Raw genomic sequence first — 1,884 nt, forward strand, 5'->3', positions numbered from 1 at the left:
TAGCGCTAATAACAAGGAACATAACATCGATAAGGTCGTGTTTTTGGTTGATGTCCGAGCGAGTATCTTCTACAACAGATAAGTGTTCAATAAGGTTCAAAATGACTGTGCTGCTGAGGGTTTGGCACAATTAGATCATATTTGTTAACAAAGTGCGATCCCGCCCTGGGGTTTAGTGGTTAAGGTGCTATGCGGCCACTTTTGTATTGCGTGCCTGCGCCCCTTAACGCGGCGTTAGCTTTTCAAGGGAAATTTGTATATGGAATATGCTGACGAGTATACAAAAAAAGAGAAAGTAGTTCGATTTTCAGTATTCACCATATTGGGTTTGGCAGTAATTGCATTTCATAAGTTTTTGTTTCTTCCTTTAGTGACAGATTTTGTCGAGCGACCGCACTGCTATGAATTTCTGGGGTTAAATGGTGCCGATTATGTGTGGCATTTAGTGTTTGTTGGTTTGCCATTTTCTCTTTTTGTCGTGCTTGCGTTTATGCTTCCGATCGGGATAAAGGGGTTGAAGGAAGGGCGTTTTCCTCCAAAATCAATGAAGGTGTATAAACTGACAGCAGTTAAAAGAGGTACTGCAGCGTACTTCAAGTCAGGTATCTGTATTTTGGGTCCGGTTATGGCATTACTACTAACCTTCTGGGGATATCATCAAGTTGATAGCATGCCTCCAATAGACTCAATAAATCTCAGCCCTCATTTGTGCCAAAGCTAACAAGCAATTTAAGAGGGATTCACAACGCTTGGCACTTTTGCTTCTACTTCAGTTTTAGTGTTTATGGCACAATGCTTTAGGTTTGGGTGGAGGCGTTGTTCACCCCTTAATTGGGCGTTATGTACTTTTACGCTTTTTGTCATCTAAGTTGTGTAGAATAGACAATATTTCAGGTGGTTATTGATGTGTAAAATTGAGAAGGTGCATCAAGGTTCCTAGAGTAAGGGGTTGATGTTATTTCACGAAGAAGGAGAGGCTAAACATAGTGGATAGAAAAGATAAAATTAAAAATGCTGTAAAGGTTTCATTCATGCAAAACCAACAGGTTACAACATCAGAAATCATTGAGGCTGTACAGTCCATGTATCCAGAAGTACCAAAGGGGAGTATTTTACCTAGTGACTTCTGTGTCAATCACTCAAATGAAGACCCTTTCTCTGGTCGTTATCACATTTTCCATAAAGTTAGTCGGGGCTGCTACAAAGTCCTATAACACGTACATAACAAACTGTTCAAGAGGGATTCGCAACGCGTGGCATTTTCACTATGCGTTGGTTTTAGTGTTTAGGGTGGTATGCGGCGACTTCGGTATTGCGTTGCTCACCCCTTAACAGGGCGTTAGGTTAATCTATTCAACGTAGGGAGTATAAATGGAATTTGTCCCCGTAAATCTCGAAACGGACGGTACTCTCGATTTGTGTATTCAATTTCGTCGTGATGCACATCTCGTAAGTTTTGGAGATGACGCTAGCTTTAATGTCGGCGAGACTAAAGCGTGGTTTACAAGGCTAAATACATTTGACAATTCTGGCTTTTATCATGTTTTCAAAAACAATAAGGTTATCGGTCAAATAGAATTCAGAAATGGCTTGTTGGATGAGCAAGGAGTGAAGTTTGGCTACATTAACTTGCTGTATTTGTTACCAGAATTTCGCAACAAAGGTTTAGGTAGTGAGCTAGAAGGCTTTATATTTGCTCAGTTCAAACACGAGCAATGTGCGTATGCGCAACTGCGCTACATACCAGCAAATTTACAAGCAGTTAGTTTTTATCATAAGCATGGTTGGACTGATGTAGGTGATATTGGTGAGCGCGGGCAATTAGCAGAAAAACGATTAACCTAACAAGGCGTTCAAGTGGGATTCATGCCGCGTGGCATTTTT

At 40.9% G+C, this 1,884-nt stretch carries 2 protein-coding genes and 1 pseudogene; all 3 read left to right on the forward strand.

Features of this window, described 5'->3' with window-relative positions:
- Positions 1–259: 259 nt before the first annotated feature.
- The 3 genes and pseudogenes from FC652_RS19620 (at position 260) to FC652_RS19630 (ending at position 1,845) form a co-directional block, all read left to right on the forward strand.
- On the forward strand, positions 260–721 hold the full coding sequence (locus FC652_RS19620) for a hypothetical protein (RefSeq protein WP_069541591.1): 462 nt from the start codon (positions 260–262) through the stop codon (positions 719–721).
- Between the two features lie 508 nt (positions 722–1,229).
- Positions 1,230–1,332, forward strand: a pseudogene (locus FC652_RS20885) (DUF3265 domain-containing protein).
- 39 nt (positions 1,333–1,371) lie between these two features.
- The gene (locus FC652_RS19630) at positions 1,372–1,845 is read left to right on the forward strand and encodes a GNAT family N-acetyltransferase (RefSeq protein ID WP_011150330.1); all 474 of its coding nucleotides are present in this window, start codon (positions 1,372–1,374) and stop codon (positions 1,843–1,845) included.
- The last annotated feature ends 39 nt before the right edge of the window (positions 1,846–1,884 follow it).

Source organism: Vibrio sp. 05-20-BW147 (assembly GCF_013369385.1).
Lineage (GTDB): Bacteria > Pseudomonadota > Gammaproteobacteria > Enterobacterales > Vibrionaceae > Vibrio > Vibrio floridensis.